Here is a 22,566-nt window from a genome sequence, read left to right as displayed (position 1 = left end):
ACACCTCTCGCCAGGGCATGGACTTGGCCTCCTTTACTGCCAAATCCCTGCACTATGATGTGTCGGCTATGTCCCCGAACACCCGTCGGTCATGTCCCCGGGCTGAACATCAAGCCGGGCGATGACACCGAGCGGGAGGCGCTAGCGTGCCACAAGCGTCATTGCGAACGGAGACTGCGGCGCGAGCGTGCGCTAACACTGCGCCCGCCGGCTCTGAGACAGGATTCCCCGATGAAACTTCCCACGTCCCCCTTCACCGTCACCGACTGGAGCAAGGTTGAACCAACCGTGCATCCCGGCGAGACCGGGCAGGCGCTGTGGCGCACTCTCAATATCGGCGACTTGCGGGTGCGGATGGTGGAGTACTCGCCGGGCTATCTGGCCGATCATTGGTGCGATCGCGGCCACGTGCTCTACGTGCTCAAGGGCGAGCTCGACAGCGAGCTGCGCGACGGGCGCAAATTCAAGCTCACGGCGGGGATGAGCTACCAGGTGTCGGATTTCGGCGACGCCGCGCACCGGTCCTCGACGGCTGTGGGGGCGACGCTCTTCATCGTCGACTGAGACGCGAGAGCGGGGCTAATTTGCACCGCAAAATAGCAAAGTCGCGCGACGTTGCGGGCCACGGGTGGTGCCTTGAAGTGGCCCCAAATTCTCGCTATATTGTGATCATCGATACTTGGCCGAACGACTGGGCCGCTTCGCTTCGTTGCTGACGGGCGCGCACGCTTCAGATGAATTCTCCAAACATCGACTCATCAGGACTATGGGCGCAACGCTGCGTACCGGTCTGCGTGCGTACTCAACCTAACTAACTAAAGGAAATTCCCATGGCTATGGGCACCGTGAAGTGGTTCAACACCCAAAAGGGTTATGGTTTCATCCAGCCGGATGACGGCCAGAAGGACGTGTTCGTTCACATCAGCGCCGTCGAGCGCGCTGGCCTCTCCTCCCTCAACGAGGGTCAGAAGGTCTCGTTCGACATCGTCGCCGACCGCCGCAGCGGCAAGTCGTCGGCTGACAATCTCCGCGTCGGCTAACGCCGGCGCAGCGTTCTGACCACGGAGGTACCGGCAGAACGTTGGAACTCGAAAGCCCCGCGACCGGGATCGGTCTGCGGGGCTTTTGTTTGAATCCGCAATGACAACGTCGATCATCGGTGCTGTAGGGTGGGCAAAGGCGCGCCCTTCGCGCGCCGTGCCCACCACCGCTCAACATCTGAGAAAGACGTGGGCACGCTTCGCTTTGCCCACCCTACGAGAACTACGTCTTCTTCAGCACCGAAACGAAAAACCCGTCGGTTCCGGTCCGCCGCGGCGTCATCAGCCAGCCCTCGGGTGACTGCAGCGCCGCCTCGCCAAAAGCTTCCGCCTTGTCCCAGAGCACGCCCGCGGTCTGCTCGGGCGGAATGACCGCGAAATCGGGGTGGCGCGCGACGAACGCCCTCACCTGCTCGCCGTTCTCTTCCGCCAGCACCGAGCAGGTGATGTAGGCGATGCGACCACCCGCCTTCACCAGCGGCACCGCACGGTCCAGCACTTCGGCCTGGTCGCGCAGGCGGATCTCCAGCGCGCCCGGGCGCATGCGCCATTTGGCGTCGGGGTTGCGGCGCCAGGTTCCGGTTCCAGTGCAGGGCGCATCGATCACGACGAGATCGGCCGAGGCGCGGATGTCTTGGAGCGGATCGGCCTCGCCCTTGGGGGTGCGCACGTCGGCATTGTGGACGCCGGCGCGCGACAGGCGCTCGTGGATCGGGGCAAGCTGGCGCTTGTCGCGGTCGGTCGCGATCAGCCGGCCCTTGCCTTGCATCAGGGCGGCGAGCGCCAGCGTCTTGCCGCCCGCGCCGGCGCAGAGATCGATCACCTGCTCGCCGGGTTTTGCCGCGGTGAACTGGGCCGCAAGCTGCGATCCCTCATCCTGCACCTCAATGGCGCCCTTGATGAAATCCTCTTCCGCCTGGATGCCCGGGTTGCGCGCATCGGCCGAAAGCTCGATGCGCAGGCCCGTTGCCGACCACGGCGTCGGTTCCGCATGAAGATGAGCAAGCGCGCGCAGCACCTTGTCGCGATTGGATTTTAACGTGTTGACGCGCAGATCGAGCGGAGCCCGGCTCGCCATCGCTGCGGCCTCTGCGGCGCGGTCATCGCCGAACACTTTTGCAAGATGCGGATCGAGCCATTCGGGATAGTCCCCGGCGACCGCGGCCGGGGCATCCGCGAGCGAGCGCGAGGCGAGCGCGGCCTGCTCGGCCTCGGTCAGCGGCGCCGGCGCAAACCGGCTGCCGTCGAACAGCGCGGCCATGGTGGCCGTGTCCATGCCGCGCTCGAGCCGGAGCATGGCGATCAGCCGCGCCCGCGCGGTATCGGAACCCATCAGGTAGGCGCTCGAGGCGTAGCGGCGCAGTACGTCCCAGACGAGGCCGGCAATGGCGGCGCGGTCGCCCGAGCCGGCGAAGCGGTGCGCGGTGCCCCACTCCTTCAGCGCTTTCGCCGCAGGCACGCGGTCTTTCTCGATGGTGTCGATCAGTTCGATGGCTGCGGACAGCCGGGCAGCGGGGGTCATTTGAATCTTTCAGTTTTGCGCATGATCTTATCGGAAAACCGGCATCCACTTTGCGCGAACGCGGCCCTTCGGATCCGGATCATGCGCGATCAGATCAGCAGCAAAAGCTTCAGCGCGAAGTAGATCCACATCGCGAGCAGCACGAGCACGCCGGCGAGCCAGATCGTGGAGCGGCGGCCGAGATCGTTGGAGGAGACGAACACCCCGGCATGGGCAAAGCGCGTCACGACGAACACCCAGGACATCAGCACGATGAAGAGATCGGCGCGGCGCAGGGGCAATGCCAGCGCGATCAGGACGTAGAACAGCACCGGCAGCTCGAACTGGTTGCGGTAGCAATTGGCGATTTGTGTGGCGCCCTTCGGCCAGTTCGGCTCGCCCAGTGCAATGTCGCGGATTTTGGTCTCGCCCGAGACCAGGGTCTTGCGCCGCGCCAAGACCATGCCGATCAGAAGCGCGAAGGTGAGAGCGACCTGCACGAAGACCGGCAGCAAAACCATTTGAACGGACATCGGAACTTTCCCGGGGGGCAAAATGCCGCCGACCGTCATTAGCCCCGACTTTTGGCGCTGACAATGAACGACTTGAACCGGCGTTCCCGCTCTTGCGACCAAGCATCGATCGTTGAAGCAATTTCGGCCCTTGGGCCCGAGGCGAGATAGCGCCATGAACACCTGGACCGGCCTCTTCACCGAATCCGCTGGCGGCCAACTCGGCATCCTGATGTCGGCGCTGTCAGCTATCCTCGCCCATCGCATCGCCTCCCCGCTCGCCCCGCAGGATGCCTACATGATCCGCTACCGCGTGCTGTGACCGCAATGCTCCGCATCAGATCCTGCGCGGCAGCCGCGCTTACGCTCGCCACCTTGCTTTGCCCCGCGCTGCGGATGCACGCCCTCGCCGCGTCGGCCGACATCGCCACCTGCGACCGGCTCGCCGCGCATCCCACCGATCTGGACAAGCCTGCCGATGTGACGGGCGTTCTCGATATCGCCGGCGCCGATGTCCCCGCCGCGCTGAAGGCCTGCAAGGCCGCTGCCGCCGCTCCCGATGTCCCGCGCCGCATCTGGATGGAGCTCGGCCGCGCCTACGAGTTCGCCCGGCAGCCGGCCGAGGCCGCAAATGCCTATCGCAAGGCGGCAGATGCCGGCAGCGCCGCGGCGATGACCGGGCTCGGTGTACTCCTGATCAACGGCAACGGCCTGAAGAAGAACGTCACGGAAGGACGGATGCTGATCGAGAAGGCGGCAAATGCCGGTGATGTCGATGGCATGACCAACCTGGCTTCGCTCTATGGCGCCGGCGTCGGCGCGAAGGCTGATTTCGCCATGGCGCGCAAATGGTACGCCAAGGCCATTGAGGTGAATTCCAGCGAGGCCATGTACCAGCTGGGATTGATGACCCAAGACGGCGATGGTGGCCCGAAAGACGACGTCGCGGCCAAGGCGCTGTTCGAGAAGGCCGCCGCTCTCGATCATGCCGATGCGCTGGAGCGGTTAGGCGCCTATGCCGAAGCCGGCCGTGCCGGCGAGAAGGATACCCAGGCCGCGATCGCCTATTACAAGCGAGCTGCCGCGCTCGGCAACGAAGATGCGGGCAAGGCGCTGGAGCGCCTGCGCTGTCCGTTCGGCATCAAGAATCGCGACGGAAAGTCCGTCGGGCGGATTTGCTTTGACGGCGGATAGCCGTTCCCGGCGAGGGGCGGCCGGCGCGTGCTTTAAACTTTGTTCGTTGCGGTCCATGCCGGCGTCGTCATCGTTCCGACGTGCGATAACGGGTAGGATGATTGCATGCCCGAATTTCGCCTGACCCAGATTTCCGACACGCATCTCGGCCGGCGCTTTCCCGGCCTGATCGCCAACTTCCACCGCATCAGCGAGCACATCGACGCCGGCAGGCCCGATCTCGTCGTCAACACCGGCGACGTCTCGTTCGACGGGCCGACGAGCCGCAACGACGTCGAATTCGCGAAGGCCCTGCACGACGCCCTGCCCGTCACCTGCCGCTATCTCCCCGGCAATCACGACATCGGCGACAATCCAACCGCGGTCGGGCCGGCGCCAAAGCCGCCGGTCAGCGAGGCGCACCGCCGGCGGTTCTGCGACATCATTGGCGAAGACCATTGGTCGTTCGAGGCCGCCGGCTGGTGCTTCATCGGCCTCAATTCACTCGTCATGAATTCAGGGCTCGCCTTCGAGGCCGAGCAGTTCGACTGGCTCGCCTCCGAGATTGCGTGCACGAACGGCAGGCCAGTCGCGCTGTTCCTGCACAAGCCGCTGTTTCTCAATCTGCCCGACGATCCCGAGACGCCGGAGACCTCGATCCGCTACGTGCCGCAGCCGGCGCGGGCGCGGCTGATCGAGATGTTCACGCAGGTCGACCTGCGCCTCATCGCCAGCGGTCACGTGCACCAACGGCGTGACTTCACCTGGCGCCACACCCGCCACGTCTGGGCGCCGTCGACCGGCTTCGTCATCAACGATAAGCGCCAGGACCGGATCGCGATCAAGGAAGTCGGGCTGGTCGAATACCGCTTTCAGCCCGACAGTCTCGAGGTCCGTCACATCCGCGCGGCGGGCCAGGTCGATGTCGATATCGAGGAGCTCTTCGCCCAGATGGGCGGCGAGCATTAACGCGCATAGCTGCTCAGGCGACGCTCTTGAGATCCTGCTGGATCGCGGCGAGCAAGGATTGCAGCGCTTCGCTGTTCACCGGCTTCGCCGCGGGATCATTGGCAGGTGGCTGCCCGCCAATTTGCGCGGCCTTGACCGGACGCTTCGGAAACGGCGGCGGTGGTGCCGGCATCGAGGCGGCAAACTCGCCTTCGTCCTCGGCGTGGACGAACTTGCCATGGATGACGTCATCGCGGCGGCCCATGATGAACATCGCCATCCAATAGCCGGCGGCCAGGACGATTACGCAGAAAATACCAATCTCTAACATCGCAACACCCAAAATATGCGCGATGATTCAATGCTTTCGCCGGACCGTCAATGAACCGGCGGTCACACCTGCGGCTTTTGCGGGCTGGTGTGACCGATTAGTGACTCTTTCTTAACCATCCACCGCCCCGACCGGGGCTGGATGCGGCCAGATCAGGCCTTGTCGGGACCAACCCGAACCAGCTGCTTGCCGAAATTGACACCCTTCAGCAGGCCCATGAAGGCGGCGGGGGCGCTTTCCAGGCCTTCGGTGACGAACTCCTTGTACTTGACCTTGCCGTCGCGGACCCAGCCCGACATGTCGCGCAGGAAATCGCCGTGGCGGGCGGCGAAATCGGACACGATGAAGCCGCGGAAGGTCAGCCGCTTGGTGAGGATGTTGCGCATCATCGCACCGGCCCATTTCGGCGGCTTGGCCTCGGTGTCGTTGTAGTGGGCGATCAGGCCGCAGACCGGCACGCGAGCGAATGGATTGAGCTGCGGGAACACCGCCTCGAACACGGCGCCGCCGACATTCTCGAAATAGACGTCGATGCCTTTCGGACAGGCTTCCTTGAGCCTGGCCGCGAGGTCGGGATCGCGGTGATCGATGCAGGCATCGAAGCCGAGCTCCTTGACCACGTAGTCGCACTTCTGCTTGCCGCCGGCGATGCCGACCGCGCGTGCGCCCTTGATCTTGGCGATCTGGCCGACGGCCGAGCCGACCGCACCTGAGGCACCGGCAACGACGACGGTCTCGCCCGGTTGCGGCTTGCCGATGTCGAGCAGGCCTGTGTACGCGGTCATGCCGGGCATGCCGAGCACGCCGATGGAGGTCGAGATCGGGCCGAGCTTCGGATCGACCTTGATCAGGCCCTTGCCGTTCGAGATTGCGTGCGTCTGCCAGCCCGAGCGGATGCGCACGATGTCGCCGACCGCGAAATCGGGATTGTTGGAGGCTGCGACCTCGCTGACCGCCTCGCCTTCCATCACCCCGCCGATCGGCACCGGCGCTGCGTAGGACGGCCCCTCGCTCATGCGCCCGCGCATATAGGGGTCGAGCGACAGCCAGATCGTACGCAGCAGGACTTCGCCGGGCCCTGGTGCCGGAACAGCGAATTCCTCCAGGCGAAAATCAGACGGCTTGGGTTCGCCGACGGGACGCGCGGCGAGAACGATGCGTTTGCCTTGGGACATGGGTTCCTCCACTTTTCTCTGGTTGCGAGCGAAGCGAAGCAATACAGCCGCGTCAATACCAAAAGGGCGGGATTGCTTCGTCGCATCAGCGCAAAATTGCTACGCAATTTTGTCGCGAGCTCCTCGCAATGACGAGCTTGTGGCACGCAGCAGCCACAAGCTCACTGTCATCGCCCGACTCGATCGGGCGATCCAGTATTCCAGAGACGGTGGTTATTGAGCCGAAAAGCCGCGGCGTACTGGATGCCCCGATCAAGCCGGGGCATGACAGCGGTGGGTGGAGTAACTAACCCCCGCCCGGATAGTTCGGGCTCTCGCGCGTGATCGTCACGTCGTGGACGTGGCTTTCGCGCAGGCCCGCGCCGGTGATGCGGACGAACTGGGCCTTGTCGTGCAGCTCCTTCATGTCGCGTGCGCCGACATAGCCCATCGCGGCGCGTAAGCCGCCGGCGAGCTGGTGCATGACGTTGCCGACCGGGCCCTTGTAGGGCACCTGCCCCTCGATGCCTTCGGGCACCAGCTTGAGCGTGTCCTTGATGTCCTGCTGGAAGTAGCGGTCGGCAGATCCCCGCGCCATTGCGCCGACCGAGCCCATGCCGCGATAGGCCTTGTAGGAACGGCCCTGCCACAAAAACACTTCGCCGGGCGTCTCGTCGGTGCCGGCGAGCAGCGAACCGACCATCGCAATGTCGGCGCCGGCGGCGAGCGCCTTGGCGAGATCGCCGGAGTATTTGATGCCGCCGTCGGCGATGACGGGGATGTCGGACTTCTTCGCCGCTTCCACCGCATCCATGATCGCGGTGAGCTGGGGAACGCCGACGCCGGCGACGATGCGCGTGGTGCAGATCGAGCCCGGGCCGATGCCGACCTTGATGCAATCCGCGCCGGCGTCGATCAGCGCCTGCGCGCCTTCCGTGGTGGCGACGTTGCCGGCGACGACCTGCACCGAGTTGGACAGACGCTTGATGCGGTTCACCGCGTGCAGCACGTGACGCGAATGGCCGTGCGCGGTGTCGACGACGACGAGGTCGACGCCGGCATCGATCAGCCGCTCGGTGCGCTCGAAGCCGTTATCGCCGACGGTGGTGGCCGCGGCGACGCGCAGGCGCCCTTGCGCGTCCTTGCAGGCGAGCGGATGGGCGACCGCCTTCTCCATGTCCTTGACGGTGATGAGGCCGACGCAGCGATATTGCTCGTCGACGACGACCAGCTTCTCGATGCGATGCTGGTGCAGCATCCGCCGCGCCTCGTCCTGGCTGACATTCTCGCGGACCGTGACGAGGTTTTCGTGCGTCATCAGTTCGGAGATCTTTTGCTGGCGATTGGTCGCAAAGCGCACGTCACGGTTGGTGAGGATGCCGACCAGCTTGCCGGGCGTGTTCTTGCCGGCGCCGGTGACGACGGGAATGCCGGAGATGCCGTGATCGCTCATCAGCTTGAGCGCATCGTCGAGCGTGGCCTCGGGGCTGATGGTGAGCGGGTTGACCACCATGCCGGACTCGTAGCGCTTGACCTGCCGCACCTGGGCAGCCTGCCCTTCAGGATCGAAATTGCGGTGGATGACGCCGAGGCCGCCGGCCTGCGCCATGGCGATCGCCATGCGGGCCTCGGTGACGGTGTCCATGGCCGAGGCCATGATGGGGATGTTGAGCGGGATGGCCCGGGTGACGCGGGAGCGGATATCGACCTCGCCCGGCATGACGTCCGACAGGCCCGGCTTCAACAGCACGTCGTCGAACGTAAAGGCTTCGCGGATGCCCTGAAGTTGCACCGTGGCCATCTGCCAACTCCTTCCTGCGGCCTTGCCGCAAATGCTAATGGATGAGCGCCGCCCTCGGCGTCCCTTGCGGCAACGCCTTGAGAATCGGAGCCCATCAGTGGGGTTGACGCGGGTCGATAGCACGGCCGCGTGACGAATCAAAGCAATTCAGGCCGCTGGCCAGCCATGCACAGGCTTTTTTGGGCCGATTCGGGCAGGGACAGCCCCTGCGCGGCCCACCCGCCGTCATTCCGGGTTCACGCGAAGGGGGCGCGCCCCGGAATGACGGCGAAGCGGGTCACACCGTCGTTACGCAGGATCTAGGTGGCATGCGTCGATCCGCAATGGTCCGCGGCGGACGGCGGTGATAAGCCGCAACTCCGCCCTTCCTTCCGAATTTCATTGCCAATCCATCATGGTCGACAAGCAACGCGTGATTCCGCTGATCGTGGCCACTGCGCTCTTCATGGAGAACATGGATTCCACGGTGATCGCCACCTCGCTGCCGGCGATCGCGGCCGACATCGGAACCAGCCCGCTGACGCTGAAGCTCGCAATCACGTCTTACCTGCTGTCGCTCGCGGTGTTCATCCCGGCGAGCGGCTGGACCGCCGACCGCTTCGGCGCGCGGATGGTGTTTGCGATCGCGGTCGGCGTGTTCATGGTCGGCTCGGTCGGCTGCGCGCTCTCGACCTCGGTCACCGATTTCGTATTCGCGCGCATCCTGCAAGGCATGGGCGGCGCGATGATGACGCCGGTCGGACGCCTCGTGCTGCTGCGCTCCGTCGACAAGAGCGCGCTGGTCAACGCCATGGCCTGGGTGACGGTCCCGGCCCTGATCGGTCCCGTGATCGGACCGCCGCTCGGTGGCTTCATCACGACCTACGCGTCCTGGCACTGGATCTTCCTGATCAACATCCCGATCGGCCTGCTCGGCATCTTCATGGCGCTGCGCTTCATCGATCCGATCAAGAGTGAAGAACGCGAGCCGTTCGATCTCTACGGCATGGTGCTCGCTGGGCTGGGTCTTGCCGGCATCGCCTTCGGCCTATCGGTTGCCGGACTCAATCTGCTGCCATGGAGCACCGTTGCAGCACTGATCGCGGGCGGCGCGATCTCGATGACGCTCTACGTCTTCCACGCCCGGCGCACGGGCTCGCCAGTGCTGGATTTCTCGCTTCTGAACCTGCCGACGCTGCGCGCGGCCGTGCTCGGCGGCTTCATGTTCCGTCTCGGCATCGGCGCGCTGCCGTTCCTGCTGCCGCTCCTGATGCAGATCGGCTTCGGCCTGTCGCCGTTCCATTCCGGTCTCGTCACCTTTGCCTCGTCACTCGGGGCCATGGGCATGAAGACGCTGGCGGCACGGATCATCCGCGCCTTCGGCTTCCGCAATCTGATGACGGTGAACGCGATCGTCAGCGCGTTCTTCCTCGGCGTCTGCGCGCTGTTCACGGTGACGACGCCACTGCTCATCATCATGGTGATCCTGGTCGTCGGCGGCTTCTTCCGCTCGCTCGAGTTCACCGCGATCAACACCGTCGCCTATGCCGACGTCGAGACCGCGCAGATGAGCCGGGCCACCACCCTCGTCAGCGTCAACCAGCAGCTCGCGGTGTCCGCAGGCGTCGCCGTCGGCGCGGCGTGCGTGGAAACGACGATGTGGTTCAGCCATATCAGCGAGCTCAACGCCACCGTGTTCGCGCCCGCTTTCATCGTGGTGGCGCTGACCTCGGCGGCGTCGAGCTGGTTCTTCTGGCAGATGCCGGTTGACGCCGGCCACGAGATCTCCGGCCGCAAGGCGGTGGAGATCGCGAGCCGCAAGGGTGCCGGCAAGGGTGCGGCCAAGGCCGCCGTCAAGGCAGCGAGCGAGGATACGCAGGACGTACGGGATCAGCGGCTCGGATAGAGGTCCGCCGGCCGGTCGCCTCAGGAAGAGGCCGTCGGCTGTAGCGGGACCAGGGCATAGCCGACGCCGCGCACCGTCGCGATCGGCGCCGCGGCGCCGTCGAGCTGCATCTTGCGGCGCAGCCGCACGATCAGGTTGTCGACCGTATGCTCGCTGATCTCTCGAGGGTCGCGGTTCGAGATGACGTCGAGCAGGAAATCGCGGCTGAGCGGTCGCGTCATGTAGGACGCGAGCGCGACGAGGATGTTGAACTCTCCCGCCGTCAGGTTGACCATGCTTCCGTCAGGACGAAACAATTCGCGCCGGACCAGACCTCGGCAGTCGATCTCGCAGGCGTGCTCGGGACCAGGTTCAGCCATGTGATGGACACGCGGGTCGGCGTCAAATCAAGCGTCTGCCGCCTACCAGACCCGGCCAAGCGGTCTCAGGCGTGCCGCGCCCATCAGAGGGCGCGCGTTCATCGAGATGAACGCTCGTTTATGTTCATGACTCCTGTTCCTCGCCGGCGCGCGCTTGCAACTTTTGCCCTTCGGCAATGTTGGCACGATGTCGGAACACCAAGGAAGGAGGGACGCGCATGAAAAAGACCGCACTTGTCCTGGCAACCGTCGGCGCGCTCGGCGTGAGCGCGGTGGCGGGACCGACGCCGGCGGAAGCCCGCTGGCACGGCGGTTTTGGGCCAGCGCTGGCAGGCGGATTGCTCGCAGGTGCCGTGATCGGCGGCCTCGCCTCGTCCGCTTATGCCTACGGTCCGGGCTACGGCTACTACGGGTATCCGGGCTATTATGACGACTATTACGCACCGGCGTACTACGGCGGTTACTATCCGTGGGGCGGCTACACCAGGACTTACTACAGCACCAGTTACGCCCCGGCCTACTATGGCTACCGCTATCGCCGTGTCGTGAGCCCGGCCTTCGCCTACTACGGCGGACCGTTCCCGCGGCGGCACTTCTATTACCATCGCTGGCGCCCTTACTGGTGAAGCGACGGCGCAACAGAAGAGCTGGCGCGAGGCGCTGAGCCTGCAGAGTGGATTTCTGGTCGATGTCTTTATGCTTCGATCAGCGGAGTCCTGCACGCGCGATAGCACCGAGACGGAACCGCGCAACTCTCCTGCATGATCGGAACGATGGCATCGCCGCACCGTTCACACACATCGGAAAACGCGAATGAGGGATCGTTTGTCTCGAGCCCGGAGTTCGAACGTTCCGTCAACGGATGCTGCAAAGCAAGCAAATGGAGGAGGTTCACGTGGACACGAGAAAGAACAGGTTCCTATTGACTACAGCAGTGCTGCTCGCCGGCGTCAGCCTGGCGTCGGGTCAAGGCATGCGTGAAGGCGCCGGCAGCGGGATGAGCGGAGGTGCGGGCGCCGGCGCGGCGGAATCCGGCCGATCGGGCGGCGGAATGTCGCAAGGTGCGGGCGGAGCCTCTCATGGCGAAGGAATGACCCAGGGTCGCGCAGGTGGTCGAGCCGAGAGCCCCGCTGCTGCGCCATCGCGTTCTGAGCGCAGTGAGGGAATGCGTGATAGCGGCAAGGCCGACAGGGGCGAACGTCAGTCCCTCGATCAGGGCCGCGGCGACCGCGACAATGCGCGTCAGTCCCGATCTGAAGGCGAGAAGCGCGGCAAGGACCAAACCGTCGGTCAGAGCCGAGGCGAACCCGACCAAGCGCGTCAGTCCAGGTCGGAGCGCGACAAGAGCGGAATGAAGGACCAGACGGTCGGTCAGAGCGGCAGCGAGCGCGACGCTACGCGTCAGTCGCAAGGCGCAGAACAGAAGGGCGCGGCAGGCGCTAAGACCAAGGAGAATGTCCAAGGCAAGAACGCGCAGGGTCAAAGCACGACGACGACCGGCGCGAACACCAAGGAGAATGCCCAGGGTAAGAACGCGCAGGGTCAGAGCACGACGACGACCGGCGCGAACACCAAGGAGAATGCCCAGGATAAGAACGCGCAAGGTCAGAGCACGACGACGACCGGCGCCAACACCAAGGGCGCCCAAGGCCAGAACGCCCCGGCTCAGGGCACGACGACTGGCGCGAACACCAACAACGCGCAAGCTCCGAGCGCCCAGCAGGGCCAGGGCACGACGACCGGCGCCAACACTCAGGGACAGGTCAACACCCAGGCCCAAGCCCAGGGTGGGACGACCCAGAGCTTGTCCGGCCGCGTGCAGCTGAGCGCGCAGCAGCAGACAACGCTGCAGCAGTCGGTGTTGAGCTCACGCAACGTGGATCGCGTGCGGGTCAACGTCAATTCGGTCAACTTCGGGATCAATACCGGTGTGGTGGTGCCGCGGAACATCTCCGTGGTCGCCGTCTCGACATTCCCGGCGCTGATCGACATCTATCCGGCCTATCGGGACGACAGCTTCTTCGTCGTGGATGACGAGATCATCGTCGTCGACCGAAGCCGCAGGATCGTCGACGCCATTCCCGCCGGCCCAAGAACGCACTTTGCCCGGCGCGGCAGCGTGAGCGGTGGCGGCGGCAACATCGCCGCGCTGGATCTCAGCCCCGACGAGCTCCGCATTGTTCAACGGGTGCTGATCGAACGCGGCCTGTTGTCGGGCGAAGCAGACGGCGTCCTCGGGCCCGCCACGCGCGAAGCGCTGATCACCTTCCAGCGACAGGAAGGTTTCCAGACCACCGGCTCGATCGATACCCGGACGGTCGCTGCACTAGGCGTCTCCAACCAGATCCGCGCCACGCAGGGTCAATCGACCACCGTTGGTCAGGAAGGTGCGGCCGGCCAGTCGACGCAGCAGAACACGACCGGGCAAAGCGCCGGTCAGACCAATGCGCCGGCGCAGCAGAACCAGACCACCGGCCAGGCTGGGCAGAACCAGCCATCCGCAACCGGACAGGCTCAGCAGAACCAACCGGCGACGACGGGCCAGGCAGGCACACAACCGCCCGCCGGTCAGACCACTGGCCAGGCGCCGGCCCAAGGCAACAGTCAGTCCACCAACCAGCCTGCCGCCACACAGAGCCCGCAGTCTGGACAAACCAACCAGAACAATGCCCCGCCGCCTTCGCCGTCGGGTCAGCCGGCTCAGAACCAACCCAGCCGGTAAGATGCCTTCCCCGAGCCCTGCCCCTGGCAGGGCTCTTTTTTGCGGCCTGCGCGGCCGCGAGAGAAAGATGAGAAAGTTCTCTGCGCCGGTCCCGACGTTCGCCGGGCGTTCGGCCGGGACGACAGTGGAGCGTGGGCTACTCCTTGGTCGCGCCCCGAAATCCCGTCGCCAGCACATAGCGCTCCGAGGAATCCTGCCGGCTCGCGGCGGGCTTCACATGGCGCACCGTCGCAAAATCGCGCTTGAGCTGGGCGAGCAGCTCAGCGTCGGCGCCGCTCTGGAAGGTTTTTGCCAGGAACGTCCCGCCGGGCTTGAGCACGTCACAGGCAAACGCGGCTGCGGTCTCGACCAGACCGACGATGCGGAGCTGGTCGGTCTTGCGGTGGCCTGTGGTGTTGGCGGCCATGTCGGACATCACGACGTCGGCCCCGCCGCCCAGCATCGCGGTGAGCTTCTCGGGCGCGTCGTTGTCCATGAAGTCGAGCTGCGCGAAATCGACGCCGGGAATCTCCGGCATTTGCAACAGATCGATCGCGACGACCTTGCCCTTGCCTTCCGCGGAGCCGACGCGCTTGGCGGCGATCTGGCTCCAGCCGCCGGGGGCCGCGCCGAGATCGACCACGGCCATGCCGGGCTTCAAGAGCCGGAACTTGTCATCGATCTCCAGCAGCTTGAACGCGGCGCGCGAGCGATAGCCCGCCGCCTTGGCCTTGGCGACATAGGGATCGTTGAGCTGCCGCTCCAGCCACAGCTTCGACGACAATTTGCGCTTGCCGCCGGCTTTGACCTGGACGTGCAAGCGGCCGGTGGTGTCCTTGGCCATTCTCACCAGCTCCTGAGCGCGCCGTCCTCGCGCATCATCTCGACCAGCATGCCTTCGCGCAGGCCGCGGTCGGCGACGCGCAGGCGCGGCAGCGGAAAGGCGCGCCTGATGGCATCGAGGATGGCGCAGCCGGCCAGCACGAGGTCGGCGCGTTCGACGCTGATGCAGCTGTTGTTCGCGCGCTCCTCGTAGCTCATGCCGAGCAGCTTGTTGATGGTCGCGGTGATGTCGGCATCGTTCATCCAGATGCTGTCGATACGGCGGCGATCGTAACGCGGCAGGTTGAGATGGATGCCGGCGAGCGTCGTCACGGTGCCCGACGTGCCGAGCAGATGCATGTCGGCGAGCTCGCGGCCGTGCTCCTCCGCGAACGGCGCGACGTGGCTCGCGACCTCGCGCTCCATCGCGGCATAGATCTCAGCCGTCACATCGCGGCCGCCGAACTGCTCGGCAAGCGTGACCACACCGTACGGGATCGACATCCAGGCCTTGATGCGTGGTTCCGGATTCTCCGGGTCGCGCTCGATCCGCACCAGCTCGGTCGAGCCGCCGCCTATGTCGAACAGGATGGCACCCCTGCCCCTGGGATCGACCAGCGGCGAGCAGCCGAGCACGGCGAGCGAGGCCTCGGTCTCGCGGTCGATCACCTCGAGCTCGATGCCCGTCTCTGCTGCGACGCGGCTGCGGAACCCTTCCGCGTTCGAAGCCGCACGGCAGGCTTCGGTCGCGATCAGCCGCAGCCGGCGCGCTCTGCGCAGGTTTATTTTGTCACGGCAGATGCTGAGCGCCGCAATGGCGCGCTCGATCGCGGCCTCGCTGATCGAGCCGGTCGCCGAAACGCCCTCGCCGAGCCGGATGATGCGCGAGAAAGAATCGACCACGCGAAAGCCGTCGTGGGTCGGACAGGCGATCAACAGCCTGCAATTGTTGGTGCCGAGGTCCAGCGCCGCATAGACGCCGGTTCCCGGCGCTTGCGCGCCGACGGGCGGATCGGTGGCCAACGCCACCGCCGCCATCGACCCCTCCAGCTCGCCGTGCGGCCCATGTTGGCTTACATGGCCGTCGCGGAGCCGCGTGTGGTCATTCATACAAACTGTCTTTCCGCGGCCGGTCGGGCCGGTCTGGAATTGCTTTTTCGCCTGAAACATTAGCAGCGCGGCAGGCCTGCGCAACAACGCATCACATGGGACCATGTCCATTCGTGCGTTGTCGTGAACGGGGTCGTGGGTTATCTGAGTAGGGTCCGGCCCCCCTCCAGGCGCCCGCGAAATCGCGCAAATGCCGGCTTTTCAGGTCGATTCCATGCAAGAACACACCAAATCGTCCACGCTCGAGAACGCTATTGCACTGCAAAAATATGGCGTCGGGCAACCGGTCCGCCGCAAGGAGGACGACACGCTGGTGCGCGGCAAGGGCCGCTACACCGACGACTTCAACCTCTCCGGCCAGGCCTATGCCGTGATCGTCCGCTCCACCCATGCCCACGGCGTCATCCGCGGCATCGGCCTTGATGCCGCCAAAGCGATGCCGGGCGTGCTGGGGGCGTGGACCGGCAAGGATCTCGATGCCGCCGGCTACGGCCCCTTCACCTGCGGCCTGCCGTTGAAGAGCCGCGACGGCTCGCCTTTGCTCCAGACCAACCGCCAGCCGCTCGCCACCGACAAGGTCCGCTTCGTCGGCGATCCCGTTGCTTTCGTGGTGGCGGAGACGCTGGCGCAGGCGCGCGACGCGGCCGAAGCGGTTGAGCTCGATATCGAGCCGCTGCCGGCGGTGACCGATCCCGAGGAAGCGGCCAAGCCAGGCGCGCCCCAGCTTTACGACCACATCCCCAACAATGTCGCGCTCGACTACCACTATGGCGACATGGACAAGGTCAACGCGGCCTTTGCCAGCGCCGCCCACGTCACCAAGATCGACATCGAGAACACCCGCGTCGCCGTGGTCTCGATGGAGCCGCGCGTTGGGCTAGCCTCCTACGACAAGAAGACCGAGCGCTACACGCTTCAGGTACCGACGCAGGGCGTCGCCGGCAACCGCGCCAATCTCGCCAAGAACCTGAAGGTGCCGAACGAGAAGGTGCGCATTCTCACCGCCAATGTCGGCGGCTCCTTCGGCATGAAGAACATCAACTATCCCGAATACATGTGCATCCTGTACGCGGCGAAGGCACTGGGACGCCCGGTGAAATGGCTCGACGAGCGCTCCACCAGCTTCCTCTCCGACAGCCACGGCCGCGCCCAGAAGATCCACGCCGAGCTCGCGCTCGATGCCGAGGGGCATTTCCTCGCGGCAAAACTGTCCGGCTACGGCAATGTCGGCGCCTACATCACCGGCGTCGCGCCAGGGCCGCTCTCGCTCAACACCGGCAAGAACTTTTCCAGCGTCTACCGCACGCCGCTGATGGCGGTCGACATCAAGGTGGTGCTGACCAACACCACGCTGATGGGCGCCTATCGCGGCGCCGGCCGGCCCGAAGCGAATTATTACATGGAGCGGCTGATCGACCGCGCTGCCGACGAGATGGGCATCAACGGCCTGACCTTGCGCAAGCGCAACTTCATCAAGCCGAACCAGATGCCGTTCCCGGCTTCTTCCGGCGTCACTTACGACAGCGGCGACTTCCAGGCGGTGTTCAACAAGGCGCTCGAAATCTCGGATCACGAGAATTTCGCCAGGCGCAAGAAGGAGAGCAAGAAGGCCGGCAAGCTGCGCGGCATCGCCGTCGGCTCCTATCTCGAAGTCACCGCGCCGCCGAGCCCCGAGCTCGGCAAGATCGTGTTCGATCCCGACGGCACCGTGCAGCTCATCACCGGCACGCTCGATTACGGCCAGGGCCATGCGACGCCGTTCGCGCAGGTTTTATGCGAGCAGCTCGGCGTCCCCTTCGAGAGCGTCAAGCTGGTGCAGGGCGACAGCGATATCGTCCACACCGGCAACGGCACCGGCGGCTCGCGCTCGATCACCGCGAGCGGCCAGGCCATCGTAGGGGCGGCAAAGCTCGTCATCGAGAAAGGTAAGCGCGCAGCAGCGCATATCCTCGAAGCGTCCGAAGCCGACATCGAGTTCGCTGATGGCAGCTTCACCATCGCCGGCACCGACCGCAGCATCGACATCATGGAGCTCGCCAGACGCCTGCATGACGGCAAGGTACCGGAGGGCGTGCCCGGCTCGCTCGACGTCGATCACACCAGCGAACCCGTCGCCTCGGCGTTCCCGAACGGCTGTCACGTCGCGGAGGTCGAGATCGACCCGGAGACCGGCGTGGTGCAGATCGTGCGCTATAGCGCCGTCAACGATTTCGGCACGGTGATCAACCCGATGCTGGTCGCGGGCCAGCTCCACGGCGGCGTGGTCCAGGGCATCGGCCAGGCGCTGATGGAGCACATCCGCTACGACGAGAGCGGCCAGCCGATCACGGGCTCGCTGATGGACTACGCCCTGCCCCGCGCCGAGGACGTGCCGTTCATGACGGTCGGCGACCACCCGGTGCCGGCCACGACCAATCCACTCGGCAGCAAGGGCTGCGGCGAAGCCGGCTGCGCCGGTAGCCTGTCGACCGTGGTGAACGCCGTGCTCGATGCGCTCTCCGACTATGGGATCAAGCACATCGACATGCCGCTGACCCCGGAGCGGGTGTGGCGCGCGATTCAGGACGCGAAGGGGAAGGCGTAAAGGGCGTGCACTTTTTCCGCCGTTATGGCCGGGTTTGTCCCGGCCACCCATGCGTCGGCCACAAGGCACGAAGAACGCGGATGCCCGGGACAAGCCCGGGCATGACGATGTGGATACAGCGCGGCTTTCCCCCGCTACGCCGCGGCCTGCTCGCGCGGTTGATAGATCGCGGTGTGCCGGCAGTGGGCGAGCGGAGTGATTCCGTTGGCGACGACCAGGGAGTCGAGCTCGACGAAGCGGTGGCTCTTCTTCTCGTAATTGGCCGTGACTTTCGCACGTGCCGCGATCTCGTCACCGGCGCGCGCCGCGGATAGCAGCTGCATGCGGCTGCCGACGTGAATCCACGGACCCAGAATGGTGTTGTCGACGAGGACGCGGTTCATCACCCGCTGGATCAGGCCGGGGTGGCCGAGCCCTTCGCGCGCGAAGATCGGATCGCTCTCCCTGATGTCGGCGAGGTAATCTGCCGCATCCTGTCCGGCCCAGCGGCGCGGCGCCGTGCCGAGCCATTTGCCGGCTTCGAAGGTCGCCGGGCTAACCGGCTTGCGCTCCGCGACAGCGGGGACCTCGACATAATCACCCAATGACACCGTCGGCGCCTCCGCCGGCAGCGACGCTGTCCCCGTCGCGCAAAGTTCGGTGCGGCTGAACACCTCGATCGTCAGCAGGCCATTGTGCTCGGTGGCGTCGACATCGGCGGTCTCGCCGTCATAGACCGGCTTGATGAAGCGGGCCTCGACCAGCCCGCGCGACAGGAAATCGCGGCCCCAGCGTGCGATCGGCACGTGCATCATGTAGGCGAAGACGTCGACGCCGGGGACCAGCCCGCCTTCAAATCCGAAGCGGCGCGCCACCGTGTCGTCATGCATCTTGTTTTCGGACTGCTTTGCGGTGTTGTAGGCCTCGACGCGGTAGGTTTCGAGCCGGTTCGGCATGGCTGGCCTTCCCTGTTTTTGTTGTTTCGGGGCCAATCGTAGGCCCCGGGGAACAGCGGTCAATCCCCTCGCCTTTGCGATCCGAATGGGGTACCACGCGGCGAATGACCAACACCCCCACCCGCATCTATGTCGATGCCGACGCCTGCCCGGTGAAGGACGAGATTTATCGCGTCGCGATCCGGCACGGCGTGCCCGTGAGCGTGGTCGCCGGCAACTTTATTCGTGTGCCGCAGGACCCGCTGATCGAGCGCATCGCCGCAGGTAGCGGCATGGACGCGGCCGACGACTGGATCGCGGAACGCGCCAAACCCGGCGACATCGTGGTGACATCAGACATCCCGTTGGCGAGCCGCTGCGTGAAGGTGGGCGCCGACGTGATCGCGCCGAACGGCAAGCCCTTCACGGAAGAGTCGATCGGCATGACGCTGGCAGTGCGCAATCTGATGACGGACCTGCGCTCCGCGGGCGAAGTCACCGGCGGCCCGCGCTCGTTCTCGCCCCGCGACCGCTCCGCCTTCCTTTCGGCGCTCGACCAGACGCTGCGCCGGATCCAGCGCCGCCGCGCCGACCAGACCGCAACGAGTCAGGGCTGACGATGGCGCCCCCGCTGATCCAACTGAAAGACATCAGGTTGACCTTTGGCGGCACGCCGCTGCTGTCGGGCGTCGAGCTCAACGTCGCGCCAGGCGAGCGCGTCTGCCTGATCGGCCGCAACGGCTCGGGTAAATCGACGCTGCTCAAGATCGCGGCCGGCCTCGTCGAGCCCGATTCCGGCACGCGCTTCGTGCAGCCCGGCGCGACCGTCCGCTATTTGCCGCAGGAGCCTGACTTTGGCGAGCACAAGACCACGCTTGCTTATGTCGAGTCCGGCCTTGCACCGGGCGACGACCATCACCAGGCCCGCTATCTCCTCGAGCAGCTTGGCCTCACCGGCGACGAGAACCCGCACGATCTCTCCGGCGGCGAGGCGCGTCGCGCCGCGCTCGCCTGCGTGCTGGCGCCCTCGCCCGACATATTGCTGCTGGACGAGCCCACCAACCATCTCGACCTCTCCACCATCGAGTGGCTGGAGCAGGAGCTCGACAGCCGCCGTAGCGCGCTGGTCTTGATCAGCCACGACCGCCGCTTCCTCACCAATCTCTCGCGCTCGACCGCATGGCTCGATCGCGGCAGGATCAAGCAGATCGATCGCGGCTTCGCCTCGTTCGAGACCTGGCGCGACGAGGTGCTGGCCGAAGAAGAGCGCGACCAGCACAAGCTCGACCGCAAGATCGTCGACGAGGAGCACTGGCTGCGCCACGGCGTCTCCGGACGGCGCAAGCGCAACGTCAAGCGCCTCGCCAATCTGCACGCGCTGCGCGCCCAGCGCCGTAACTATCGTGGCACCTCCGGCAGCGCCAATCTGGCGGCGGCGGAAGCGGAGCAATCCGGCAAGCTGGTGATCGAGGCCAAGGGCATCAGCAAGGCCTATGGCGAGCGGAAGATCGTCGAGAACTTTTCGACCCGCATCCAGCGCGGCGACCGGCTCGGCATCATCGGGCCGAACGGCGCCGGCAAGACAACGCTGGTCAACTTACTCACCGGCGGCCTGCAGCCGGACTCTGGGACGGTGCGGCTTGGCGCCAATCTGGAGATGGCAACGCTCGATCAGCACCGCGAAAGCCTCGATCCCAAATCGACGCTGGCCGAAGCGCTGACGGGCGGCCGCGGCGATCATGTCATGGTCGGCGGCAAGCCGAAGCATGTCGTCGGCTACATGAAGGACTTCCTGTTCGCGCAGGAGCAGCGCGGCACGCCGCTCGAGGTGCTCTCCGGCGGTGAGCGCGGCCGGCTGATGCTGGCCCGCGCGCTGGCAAAACCGTCGAACCTCCTGGTGCTGGACGAGCCGACCAACGATCTCGATCTCGATACCCTCGATGTGCTCGAGGAGATGCTCGGGGACTACGAGGGCACCGTCATCCTGATCAGCCATGACCGCGACTTTCTCGACCGCGTCGTCACCTCCGTGATCGCGCCCGAGGGCAATGGCAAATGGATCGAGTATGCCGGCGGCTACAGCGACATGCTGAGCCAGCGCGGTGCGGACCTGAAGCGCGAGACCGCCAAGGCGCAACCGGTCGCGGAGAAGAAAGAGGAGCGCACCGTTGCTCCAGTGTCGGCGCCGAAGCGGAAGCTGAGCTTCAATGAGAAGCACGCGCTGGAAACGTTGCCGAAGAAGATGGAAACGCTTCAGGCCGATATTGCCAAGTTGCAGCGCGTGCTGGACGATCCCAATCTCTACGCCAAGGATCGCCAGAAATTCGACGACACCTCCGCTGCCATCGCCAAGGCGCATGAAGAACTGTCAGCCGCCGAAGAGCGTTGGCTCGAACTTGAAATGCTTCGCGAAGAAATAGAGCAGGCTTAGATCATGACCACCCCCCTCGCCGCAAAAATCGCCCGCGAATACGGCACGCCCTGTGCCGTCATCGACATGGACAGGGTCGAACGCAACATCGCGCGCATCCAGAAGGCCTGTGATGACGCCGGCATCGCCAACCGCCCCCACATCAAGACGCACAAGAACCCGACCATCGCCAAGATGCAGGTCGCGGCCGGCGCCAAGGGCATCACCTGCCAGAAGCTCGGCGAGGCCGAGATCATGGCGAATGCCGGCATCGACGACATCCTGATCAGCTACAACCTTCTCGGCGACGAAAAGATGGCGCGCCTCGGCGCGTTGCAGGCGAAGGCGAACATGACGGTCGCTGCCGACAATTCCACGGTCGTGGCGGGATTACCCAAGGCAGCTGCAGCATCAGGCCGTCCGCTTTCGGTTGTCGTCGAATGCGACACGGGCCGCAAGCGCGCCGGAGTCGAGACGCCGGCCGAAGCCGTCGCGCTGGCGCGCGAGATCGCCGCGTCCAAGGGGCTGCAGTTCGCCGGCTTCATGCTTTATCCGACCGAGACCGGCTGGAGCGACGCGCAGAGATTTTTCGATGAGGCGCTGGCCGGCGTGCGCGCACATGGGCTGGACGCAAAGATCGTCTCGACCGGCGGCACGCCGAACCTCGTCAACATCGGCAAGCTCAAGGGCGGCACCGAGCATCGCTTCGGCACCTATATCTACAACGACCGCATGCAGGTCGCGGCCGGCGTCGCCAGCTGGGACGATTGCGCACTGCACATCTATTCGACGGTGGTGAGCCGCGCCGCGCCCGAGCGCGGCATTCTCGACGCCGGCTCGAAGACACTCACCACGGATACCGGCGGCCTCGACGGCCATGGCCTGATCCTCGAACATCCCGAGGCCAAGATCGCGAAGTTCGCCGAGGAGCACGGCTTCCTCGATTTGTCCCGCAGCAACACCCGCCCGAATGTCGGCGACGTCGTCCGCATCGTGCCGAACCATGTCTGCGTCGTCGTCAACATGATGGACGAAGTGGTCATGGTGCGCGGCGAGGAGATCATCGGCACACTGCCGGTGGCGGCACGGGGGAAGTTGAGGTAGGAGCGCTCCGCTCTCGACCGTCATTGCGAGGAGCAAAGCGACGAAGCAATCCAGATTACCTCTGCGGAGGGATTCTGGATTGCTTCGCTGCGCTCGCAATTGTGCATGTTCAATAATTCGCTGATTGGATCGCTGCAGCGGAGGAACGATCCGATGCGAGACAACAGCTATGACCGAACGGTTGAACGCAACTATCTGCAGAAGTGGCGTTTTCTGA

The 22,566-nt window shown here is 65.3% G+C and carries 21 protein-coding genes; 12 read left to right on the top strand and 9 right to left on the bottom strand.

Annotated features, from left to right (window positions below):
* Nucleotides 1-231 precede the first annotated feature (231 nt).
* Together EAV90_RS36780 and EAV90_RS36775 are read left to right on the top strand one after the other, a co-directional pair.
* Nucleotides 232-564 carry a DHCW motif cupin fold protein gene (locus EAV90_RS36780; RefSeq protein WP_129146219.1) on the top strand — a complete coding sequence of 111 codons (333 nt, stop codon included), beginning with the start codon at nucleotides 232-234 and terminating at the stop codon, nucleotides 562-564.
* 266 nt (nucleotides 565-830) lie between these two features.
* Entirely contained in the window at nucleotides 831-1,040 is a 210-nt protein-coding gene (locus tag EAV90_RS36775; protein ID WP_008141931.1) for a cold-shock protein, read from the top strand.
* Between the two features lie 223 nt (nucleotides 1,041-1,263).
* Here the strand turns inward: EAV90_RS36775 and EAV90_RS36770 are convergent, their stop codons facing one another.
* Entirely contained in the window at nucleotides 1,264-2,562 is a 1,299-nt protein-coding gene (locus tag EAV90_RS36770) for an RsmB/NOP family class I SAM-dependent RNA methyltransferase (protein WP_129146218.1), read from the bottom strand.
* An 89-nt stretch (nucleotides 2,563-2,651) separates the two neighbouring features.
* Nucleotides 2,652-3,074 carry an MAPEG family protein gene (locus EAV90_RS36765; protein ID WP_164937264.1) on the bottom strand — a complete coding sequence of 141 codons (423 nt, stop codon included), beginning with the start codon at nucleotides 3,072-3,074 and terminating at the stop codon, nucleotides 2,652-2,654.
* 154 nt (nucleotides 3,075-3,228) lie between these two features.
* Here EAV90_RS36765 and EAV90_RS39915 point away from each other — a divergent pair, with 154 nt between their 5' ends.
* The 3 genes from EAV90_RS39915 to EAV90_RS36755 all read left to right on the top strand — a co-directional run bounded on the left by EAV90_RS39915 (nucleotide 3,229) and on the right by EAV90_RS36755 (nucleotide 5,195).
* The gene (locus tag EAV90_RS39915; RefSeq protein WP_164937263.1) at nucleotides 3,229-3,375 is read left to right on the top strand and encodes a hypothetical protein; all 147 of its coding nucleotides are present in this window, start codon (nucleotides 3,229-3,231) and stop codon (nucleotides 3,373-3,375) included.
* Between the two features lie 5 nt (nucleotides 3,376-3,380).
* Complete coding sequence (locus EAV90_RS36760; protein ID WP_129146216.1) at nucleotides 3,381-4,247, top strand: tetratricopeptide repeat protein; 867 nt, start codon at nucleotides 3,381-3,383, stop codon at nucleotides 4,245-4,247.
* Between the two features lie 105 nt (nucleotides 4,248-4,352).
* Entirely contained in the window at nucleotides 4,353-5,195 is an 843-nt protein-coding gene (locus EAV90_RS36755) for a metallophosphoesterase family protein (protein WP_122403696.1), read from the top strand.
* Nucleotides 5,196-5,208: 13 nt separating this feature from the next.
* Here EAV90_RS36755 and EAV90_RS36750 read toward each other — a convergent pair whose 3' ends face one another.
* The 3 genes from EAV90_RS36750 to guaB all read right to left on the bottom strand — a co-directional run bounded on the left by EAV90_RS36750 (nucleotide 5,209) and on the right by guaB (nucleotide 8,460).
* Nucleotides 5,209-5,505, bottom strand: coding sequence for a hypothetical protein (locus EAV90_RS36750; protein WP_129146215.1), 297 nt, complete (start codon nucleotides 5,503-5,505; stop codon nucleotides 5,209-5,211).
* Between the two features lie 152 nt (nucleotides 5,506-5,657).
* Complete coding sequence (locus EAV90_RS36745) at nucleotides 5,658-6,680, bottom strand: NADP-dependent oxidoreductase (RefSeq protein WP_129146214.1); 1,023 nt, start codon at nucleotides 6,678-6,680, stop codon at nucleotides 5,658-5,660.
* Nucleotides 6,681-6,966: 286 nt separating this feature from the next.
* Nucleotides 6,967-8,460: an IMP dehydrogenase gene (gene guaB, locus EAV90_RS36740; RefSeq protein WP_122403699.1), complete on the bottom strand. Its 1,494-nt coding sequence runs from the start codon at nucleotides 8,458-8,460 to the stop codon at nucleotides 6,967-6,969.
* A 394-nt stretch (nucleotides 8,461-8,854) separates the two neighbouring features.
* Between guaB and EAV90_RS36735 the strand changes: the two genes are divergently transcribed.
* Nucleotides 8,855-10,345, top strand: coding sequence for an MFS transporter (locus EAV90_RS36735; protein ID WP_122403700.1), 1,491 nt, complete (start codon nucleotides 8,855-8,857; stop codon nucleotides 10,343-10,345).
* A 20-nt stretch (nucleotides 10,346-10,365) separates the two neighbouring features.
* On the opposite strand, the gene EAV90_RS36730 is transcribed toward EAV90_RS36735, so the two are convergent.
* Nucleotides 10,366-10,704: a winged helix-turn-helix domain-containing protein gene (locus EAV90_RS36730; RefSeq protein WP_129146213.1), complete on the bottom strand. Its 339-nt coding sequence runs from the start codon at nucleotides 10,702-10,704 to the stop codon at nucleotides 10,366-10,368.
* Nucleotides 10,705-10,922: 218 nt separating this feature from the next.
* Here EAV90_RS36730 and EAV90_RS36725 point away from each other — a divergent pair, with 218 nt between their 5' ends.
* Together EAV90_RS36725 and EAV90_RS36720 are read left to right on the top strand one after the other, a co-directional pair.
* Nucleotides 10,923-11,330, top strand: a complete 408-nt coding sequence (locus EAV90_RS36725) for a hypothetical protein (protein WP_122403702.1) — start codon at nucleotides 10,923-10,925, stop codon at nucleotides 11,328-11,330.
* Between the two features lie 308 nt (nucleotides 11,331-11,638).
* Entirely contained in the window at nucleotides 11,639-13,426 is a 1,788-nt protein-coding gene (locus EAV90_RS36720; RefSeq protein ID WP_245509709.1) for a peptidoglycan-binding protein, read from the top strand.
* 136 nt (nucleotides 13,427-13,562) lie between these two features.
* Here the strand turns inward: EAV90_RS36720 and EAV90_RS36715 are convergent, their stop codons facing one another.
* Nucleotides 13,563-14,249 carry an RlmE family RNA methyltransferase gene (locus tag EAV90_RS36715; protein ID WP_129146212.1) on the bottom strand — a complete coding sequence of 229 codons (687 nt, stop codon included), beginning with the start codon at nucleotides 14,247-14,249 and terminating at the stop codon, nucleotides 13,563-13,565.
* 2 nt (nucleotides 14,250-14,251) lie between these two features.
* Entirely contained in the window at nucleotides 14,252-15,337 is a 1,086-nt protein-coding gene (locus tag EAV90_RS36710; protein WP_122406724.1) for a Ppx/GppA phosphatase family protein, read from the bottom strand.
* Between the two features lie 214 nt (nucleotides 15,338-15,551).
* On the opposite strand from EAV90_RS36710, the gene EAV90_RS36705 reads away from it, so the two are divergent.
* Nucleotides 15,552-17,921 carry a xanthine dehydrogenase family protein molybdopterin-binding subunit gene (locus EAV90_RS36705; protein ID WP_129146211.1) on the top strand — a complete coding sequence of 790 codons (2,370 nt, stop codon included), beginning with the start codon at nucleotides 15,552-15,554 and terminating at the stop codon, nucleotides 17,919-17,921.
* 134 nt (nucleotides 17,922-18,055) lie between these two features.
* Here EAV90_RS36705 and EAV90_RS36700 read toward each other — a convergent pair whose 3' ends face one another.
* Nucleotides 18,056-18,856, bottom strand: a complete 801-nt coding sequence (locus EAV90_RS36700; protein ID WP_129146210.1) for a hypothetical protein — start codon at nucleotides 18,854-18,856, stop codon at nucleotides 18,056-18,058.
* Between the two features lie 104 nt (nucleotides 18,857-18,960).
* On the opposite strand from EAV90_RS36700, the gene EAV90_RS36695 reads away from it, so the two are divergent.
* Genes EAV90_RS36695 through EAV90_RS36685 form a run of 3 tightly spaced genes read left to right on the top strand, consistent with a single transcriptional unit; the run spans nucleotide 18,961 to nucleotide 22,349 of the window.
* The gene (locus EAV90_RS36695) at nucleotides 18,961-19,452 is read left to right on the top strand and encodes a YaiI/YqxD family protein (protein WP_122403706.1); all 492 of its coding nucleotides are present in this window, start codon (nucleotides 18,961-18,963) and stop codon (nucleotides 19,450-19,452) included.
* Nucleotides 19,453-19,454: 2 nt separating this feature from the next.
* Nucleotides 19,455-21,266, top strand: coding sequence for an ABC-F family ATP-binding cassette domain-containing protein (locus EAV90_RS36690; protein ID WP_122403707.1), 1,812 nt, complete (start codon nucleotides 19,455-19,457; stop codon nucleotides 21,264-21,266).
* 3 nt (nucleotides 21,267-21,269) lie between these two features.
* Nucleotides 21,270-22,349: a D-TA family PLP-dependent enzyme gene (locus tag EAV90_RS36685; RefSeq protein WP_122403708.1), complete on the top strand. Its 1,080-nt coding sequence runs from the start codon at nucleotides 21,270-21,272 to the stop codon at nucleotides 22,347-22,349.
* The last annotated feature ends 217 nt before the right edge of the window (nucleotides 22,350-22,566 follow it).

The organism is Bradyrhizobium vignae, from assembly GCF_004114425.1.
GTDB lineage: Bacteria > Pseudomonadota > Alphaproteobacteria > Rhizobiales > Xanthobacteraceae > Bradyrhizobium > Bradyrhizobium vignae.
The sequence above is the reverse complement of the archived record's forward strand: the minus strand, read 5'-3'. Positions and strand labels throughout refer to the sequence as shown.

What these genes read in the sequence shown, in the direction of transcription:
- EAV90_RS36780 (WP_129146219.1), top strand. Translation starts at nt 232, where the DNA reads ATGAAACTTCCCACGTCCCCCTTCACCGTCACCGACTGGAGCAAGGTT.
- EAV90_RS36775 (WP_008141931.1), top strand. Translation starts at nt 831, where the DNA reads ATGGCTATGGGCACCGTGAAGTGGTTCAACACCCAAAAGGGTTATGGT.
- EAV90_RS36770 (WP_129146218.1), bottom strand. Translation starts at nt 2,562, where the DNA reads ATGACCCCCGCTGCCCGGCTGTCCGCAGCCATCGAACTGATCGACACC.
- EAV90_RS36765 (WP_164937264.1), bottom strand. Translation starts at nt 3,074, where the DNA reads ATGTCCGTTCAAATGGTTTTGCTGCCGGTCTTCGTGCAGGTCGCTCTC.
- EAV90_RS39915 (WP_164937263.1), top strand. Translation starts at nt 3,229, where the DNA reads ATGAACACCTGGACCGGCCTCTTCACCGAATCCGCTGGCGGCCAACTC.
- EAV90_RS36760 (WP_129146216.1), top strand. Translation starts at nt 3,381, where the DNA reads ATGCTCCGCATCAGATCCTGCGCGGCAGCCGCGCTTACGCTCGCCACC.
- EAV90_RS36755 (WP_122403696.1), top strand. Translation starts at nt 4,353, where the DNA reads ATGCCCGAATTTCGCCTGACCCAGATTTCCGACACGCATCTCGGCCGG.
- EAV90_RS36750 (WP_129146215.1), bottom strand. Translation starts at nt 5,505, where the DNA reads ATGTTAGAGATTGGTATTTTCTGCGTAATCGTCCTGGCCGCCGGCTAT.
- EAV90_RS36745 (WP_129146214.1), bottom strand. Translation starts at nt 6,680, where the DNA reads ATGTCCCAAGGCAAACGCATCGTTCTCGCCGCGCGTCCCGTCGGCGAA.
- guaB (WP_122403699.1), bottom strand. Translation starts at nt 8,460, where the DNA reads ATGGCCACGGTGCAACTTCAGGGCATCCGCGAAGCCTTTACGTTCGAC.
- EAV90_RS36735 (WP_122403700.1), top strand. Translation starts at nt 8,855, where the DNA reads ATGGTCGACAAGCAACGCGTGATTCCGCTGATCGTGGCCACTGCGCTC.
- EAV90_RS36730 (WP_129146213.1), bottom strand. Translation starts at nt 10,704, where the DNA reads ATGGCTGAACCTGGTCCCGAGCACGCCTGCGAGATCGACTGCCGAGGT.
- EAV90_RS36725 (WP_122403702.1), top strand. Translation starts at nt 10,923, where the DNA reads ATGAAAAAGACCGCACTTGTCCTGGCAACCGTCGGCGCGCTCGGCGTG.
- EAV90_RS36715 (WP_129146212.1), bottom strand. Translation starts at nt 14,249, where the DNA reads ATGGCCAAGGACACCACCGGCCGCTTGCACGTCCAGGTCAAAGCCGGC.
- EAV90_RS36710 (WP_122406724.1), bottom strand. Translation starts at nt 15,337, where the DNA reads ATGAATGACCACACGCGGCTCCGCGACGGCCATGTAAGCCAACATGGG.
- EAV90_RS36705 (WP_129146211.1), top strand. Translation starts at nt 15,552, where the DNA reads ATGCAAGAACACACCAAATCGTCCACGCTCGAGAACGCTATTGCACTG.
- EAV90_RS36700 (WP_129146210.1), bottom strand. Translation starts at nt 18,856, where the DNA reads ATGCCGAACCGGCTCGAAACCTACCGCGTCGAGGCCTACAACACCGCA.
- EAV90_RS36695 (WP_122403706.1), top strand. Translation starts at nt 18,961, where the DNA reads ATGACCAACACCCCCACCCGCATCTATGTCGATGCCGACGCCTGCCCG.
- EAV90_RS36690 (WP_122403707.1), top strand. Translation starts at nt 19,455, where the DNA reads ATGGCGCCCCCGCTGATCCAACTGAAAGACATCAGGTTGACCTTTGGC.
- EAV90_RS36685 (WP_122403708.1), top strand. Translation starts at nt 21,270, where the DNA reads ATGACCACCCCCCTCGCCGCAAAAATCGCCCGCGAATACGGCACGCCC.